The following is a 4,072-nucleotide window of genomic DNA, read 5'->3' on the forward strand; positions in this document are numbered from 1 at the left end:
CGATTTGAGAGTCGATCGACAGTTCGCCTTGATGACTGATGACGATCGATTGGACGATCGCTAGTCCCAAGCCCGAGCCGCTACTCACATCCAGAGCTGTCGCCGTTCGTGCCGGATCGACTCGATAAAACCTGTCAAATAAATGTGGCAGAGCTTCCGCCGGAATCCCCATCCCGGTATCGCGAACTCGAACTTCGAGGTACGAAGTATTTTGCCGGATTACTTGCCGCAGTTCGACATTAATCTGGGCAGAGCGAGTTGTGCTTTGATCGTCGGACTGGGATGGCGTATATTGAATCGCATTGGTGAGTAAATTGGTAAATAGTCTGACTAATCGATCCCAGTCACCGTTGACACTAAATACATCGTCAGATCGATCGCGTGCCGATTTACCAACTGGCAGTAACGGATCGACAATTTCTAGGGTGAGGTGAATGCCTCTACCTGTGGCGGCTAGTTGTTGTTCTGCGATTGTCTCCATTAACAGGGCATCTAATGGCACTACCTCAAAATCTGCGGTGGCGATGCTGCTATCTTGTCGCGCGAGAAATAACAGATCGTCCACCAATCGCCCCAGTCGCCGCGTCAATCGTTCGATCGTTTGCAGTTGTTGGCGTTGTTGGGGCAGTAATGGCTCTTCACCTAGGGCGACTTGGACATTGGTTTGAATGGTCGCGATCGGATTGCGGAGTTCGTGAGAAGCATCGGCAGTAAACTGTTTGAGCTGTTGGTAGGAGGCTTTGACTGGCTCGATCGCAATCCCCGATAGGAACCAACCGATCGTAGCGACACTGGCAAGTATTAAAGATGTGCCGATTGTCAGATCGACAACCAATAACTCTGTCGGTTTGGTGACTTCAAACCACGGATGGCTGACTCGCAAAAAACCCACTAAGGTATTTTGCCGATTGACTGGTGCGGTAATCTGGCGGAGAATGCGATTGTGATTGAGCCTGACTGTTTCTCCATCCAGATTCAGCCAGACGGGTAGATCTAGCGGTTCTTTGAGCGTAGACCACAATAATTTACCACTGAGATTGAATAATTCTAAATCGATCCGATCGTCATCCAAGCGATCGGAATCATCCTGAAAACTCGCCGCCACATTAATCTGAAACTGACTCGGCGCGCTCGGAAAGTCGATCTTATCGATCGAGATCGATCGACTGACAACCTCGACAACATGATTGAGAGTATCGTCGATCCGCTCGATCAGAGTACTCCGCACATAGATATACATCCCACTCGCAAATACCAACAAGACAATGGCAGTGACGGTGGTATACCAGATGGCCAAGCGGCGGCGGGTGGTTTGAAACATGGTAGTTGGGCTGAAAGCTTTGAGCTGTGGAGTATAGAAAAATCTTGTAGTTAGGCCAATTGGGGAGTCGATCGAGATAAAATAGCGATCGGCACTACCTGACATTTACGACCTCATCAGCTAATGAACGATCTCATAGATATCGACTGGGAACAATTGCATCAAGTTTCGGAAGATGACCCAGAATTTGAATTAGAGTTACTGACAATGTTGGCCGAAGACGTCAAAATTCACATCAACGATCTGCGGCAAGCTGTCGTCGATCGAGATGCGCTGACGATCTCTACCGAAGCTCACTATATTAAGGGTGCTAGTGCCAATGTCGGCATTATTAGCATCACTGCTGCTGCCAAACAACTCGAAACCCTCGCCCGTTCCCAGCAGTTAGAAGATGCGGCGGCTCTAGTCGAACAAATGGCGATCGATCTCAATTCGCTCGAAGCCTACATCGCCACCAGAATTTAAGTACTCCCAACTCCCAACTCCTTGCTCTACACCTATCCTCAACTTTATCCCGGCATCCTAGTCAAAAGGTACAAACGGTTTTTTGCAGATATCCAATTGGATTCAGGCGAACTAATTACCGCTCATTGCCCCAACACCGGCCCAATGACTGGAGTTTGTCAGCTTGGTGCGTCTGTACAAGTGTCTTTTCATGACAATCCCAAGCGCAAACTTGCTTACACCTGGGAAACAATTGAGATCGATGGGGTCTGGATCGGCATCAATACGGCATTACCCAACAAACTGATTAAAATCGCCCTAGAACGGTATCTATTTCCATCGCTGGGCAAGTACCAAACAATTCGATCGGAAGTAGTCTACGGACAGGACAAGCGCAGTCGGATCGATTTTTTACTTGAGGGTGGGGATCGATCGATCTACCTGGAAGTCAAGAATACCACTTGGTCGATCGGCGATACAGCCATCTTTCCCGATACCGAAACCACCAGAGGTCAAAAGCATCTGCGGGAACTGATCGATGTCATGCCCGAATATCGTGCGGTCATGCTCTATTTGATTAATCGTGGCGACAAGACCAAATTTGCTCCTGGCGATACTACCGACCCCATTTACGGTCAACTCCTGCGGACGGCAGTCGCCAAGGGCTTAGAAGTACTCCCTTGTCGATTCGAGCTTACACCTGAAGGGGTGAAGTATTTAGGTCTAGCAGAACTGATTTTATAAATTTACGACAGTTTGCATAACATTAATAAGTTTTGGATGAGGCTAACTCCAGCCAGTGGCGCGGGACCAGACATATCGGAAGGCAAGAAGATGCGCGCGCTGACAGCCACCAATGCGAAGAGAAATACTAGCAAAATTAGGAATGGCGCGACATTTTGGCGAAAGAAAGTCATCATGAATTTTAAAATCGATCGAGTGAAGAACAGCGGGAGTGGTGAAGAGATTATTAAGTCAGATTGGTAGAAACCGAGCCAAAAAATCTACTTGTAGCTGATCGACATTGTAACTAATTTTTCTGGGCTTTTGGACTTCACGGAGCGAGGAAGATTTAGTTGCTGCTGTCATCTGGCTGAGGCCGTACGCACTAGTAGTGAGGGGAATTCGACCTACAGGGGAGTATTACCATCAAAATTGGATAAATCGATCGCGGTGAGATCGAAAAAGCAGATATAATTCAAGGCACTCAAACAGTGTGAAGTAGGAGCCGATCGCTATGTCCATTGCTTATTATGACGGCCAGTATGTAGAACGTGATACCATTCGCATCAATCCTACCGATTTTGGCTTTGCACGGGGTGTCACCTTGTTTGAGCTAGCGCGGGTGTATAGCGGTAAACCGTTTTGTCTGATGGCGCATTTACAACGGCTGGAGCGCGGAGCCAAAATGCTCGATTTGCCGTTGCCAGCATTAACGGAATTGACGGACATCGCTACCGGAGTCATCGCGCGCAATGCTTATGCCCACAGTGCGATTAAATTTTACCTGACTGCGGGCGAATGCGCTCGACCGAGTGGCAGTAGCTATATGGCTTGTGATGGTTTCACTCCACATTTGATGATTTTTGAGGATGAGGTAGTTCCCAAGCATCCCGAAGCTCCCTATGGACTAGAACTCTATCAATCCGGTCAACGTCTAAAAATAGTGCCATACGATCGCGATCTGCCGATGCTCAAAACCACCAATTATCTGACTGGTTTTTATGCGGCTCGTCAGGTGGCTGGTGCGGATTATGATGATATTTTGTTCACGCATCGCGATGGCTATATTACCGAAGCAACTCGGAGCAATTTCTTCTGTGTCATTGATGATGTGTTGGTTACTCCCCAGCGGGGAATGTTGATGGGCATTACCCGTCATGTCATGCTAGAGCTGGCAGCACAGCTCGGTATTAAGACGATCGAACGCGATCTATTTCCGGCCGATCTCGCACAGGCGACCGAAGCATTTACGACTGGCAGTATTGCCGAATTGATGCCAGCGCGATCGATCGACGGACATCAGCTACCCACCACGATGAATGGGAAAATTTTCATAGCTCTCCGGCAGGCTTTCTCAGCCAACATTTATGGCTAGCAGCCAGTTGTGGTTTTGCTGAATCTAGGTACGATCCACTCAGTGAAATAATTACCAAAATTTAGAGTAGGGGCAATTCATGAATTGCCCCTACTCTAAATTTTGGGTTCAAACCATACAGCAAATCAGCAACGCCCCAATTATAATTAGAAGATCGAAATCTCTCGATTCGATCGATCGAATCGAGTTTGTAAAAGCTATGCTATATC

General features: G+C 47.9%; 5 protein-coding genes. 4 read left to right on the forward strand and 1 reads right to left on the reverse strand.

What is annotated here, in order from left to right:
- A partial coding sequence (locus tag RMO27_RS08695) for a sensor histidine kinase (protein ID WP_396133644.1) occupies positions 1–1,321 on the reverse strand: 1,321 nt, incomplete at its 3' end.
- A gap of 123 nt (positions 1,322–1,444) precedes the next feature.
- Here RMO27_RS08695 and RMO27_RS08700 point away from each other — a divergent pair.
- The 4 genes from RMO27_RS08700 to RMO27_RS08715 all read left to right on the forward strand — a co-directional run bounded on the left by RMO27_RS08700 (position 1,445) and on the right by RMO27_RS08715 (position 3,863).
- Positions 1,445–1,786, forward strand: a complete 342-nt coding sequence (locus RMO27_RS08700; RefSeq protein WP_309731401.1) for an Hpt domain-containing protein — start codon at positions 1,445–1,447, stop codon at positions 1,784–1,786.
- Between the two features lie 21 nt (positions 1,787–1,807).
- Complete coding sequence (gene sfsA, locus RMO27_RS08705) at positions 1,808–2,509, forward strand: DNA/RNA nuclease SfsA (RefSeq protein ID WP_309731403.1); 702 nt, start codon at positions 1,808–1,810, stop codon at positions 2,507–2,509.
- Between the two features lie 36 nt (positions 2,510–2,545).
- A complete protein-coding gene (locus RMO27_RS08710) occupies positions 2,546–2,752 on the forward strand; it encodes a hypothetical protein (protein ID WP_309731405.1) in 207 nt (68 codons plus the stop codon).
- A gap of 250 nt (positions 2,753–3,002) precedes the next feature.
- Complete coding sequence (locus RMO27_RS08715; protein ID WP_309731407.1) at positions 3,003–3,863, forward strand: aminotransferase class IV; 861 nt, start codon at positions 3,003–3,005, stop codon at positions 3,861–3,863.
- Positions 3,864–4,072 lie beyond the last annotated feature (209 nt).

The organism is Chamaesiphon sp. OTE_75_metabat_556, from assembly GCF_031378165.1.
Classification (GTDB): domain Bacteria; phylum Cyanobacteriota; class Cyanobacteriia; order Cyanobacteriales; family Chamaesiphonaceae; genus Chamaesiphon.